The sequence below is a fragment of the Vibrio sp. 1288 genome (genome assembly GCF_033344475.1).
The window spans coordinates 1-528 of record NZ_JAWPOX010001078.1 but is presented as its reverse complement, the minus strand read 5'-3'; the positions used below and the strand labels follow the sequence as shown (position 1 = coordinate 528).

Annotated in this window: 1 pseudogene; it reads right to left on the bottom strand. The window is 46.8% G+C overall.

The features are described 5' to 3' along the window. Window positions 1–528 (bottom strand): annotated as a pseudogene (locus R8O11_RS30990) (hypothetical protein); the annotation flags it as partial.

The window sequence follows — 528 nt, the reverse complement described above, 5'->3', positions numbered from 1 at the left end:
TCGATGGCGCAAGCGTGTTGATGTCGATGCCTAGCGCCAAACTAAAGAAGCTCTTATCGCTGTTAGACTCGGTTAACACACCACGAATCGATTTAAGCGCATCGACGATCACTTTATTCTTCGACTCAACAACAAAGCCGCCTTTGATTGACGCTTGCTCACCGTTTAGCTTGTACTCCGCAAACGCCACCGATTGAGGCCAGTTTTCTGCAATTTGCGTAAACTCGTTATGACAAACTGGTGTGCGCATTTCCGTAATGTTTGGATCGACGTTAAGACGAGTTAATTGACGAGCAAACATGTTGCCATCAACAGTGGTTAAACCTTTGATGATTTCACGATGGTCGATGTAGCCAAAAGAGTTGTTGTTTTTACCATACTGAGTTTGGATGGCTTCAGCACGACCGCTATCCGCTAATGATTGGGTTGGAGACTCAAGACCCAGCGCCATTTTCAACGGGTTAAGATCACCCAACTCCGCGATATCCACCGTCACGGTTAGCACGTTGTCGATAACCGCCACAACTA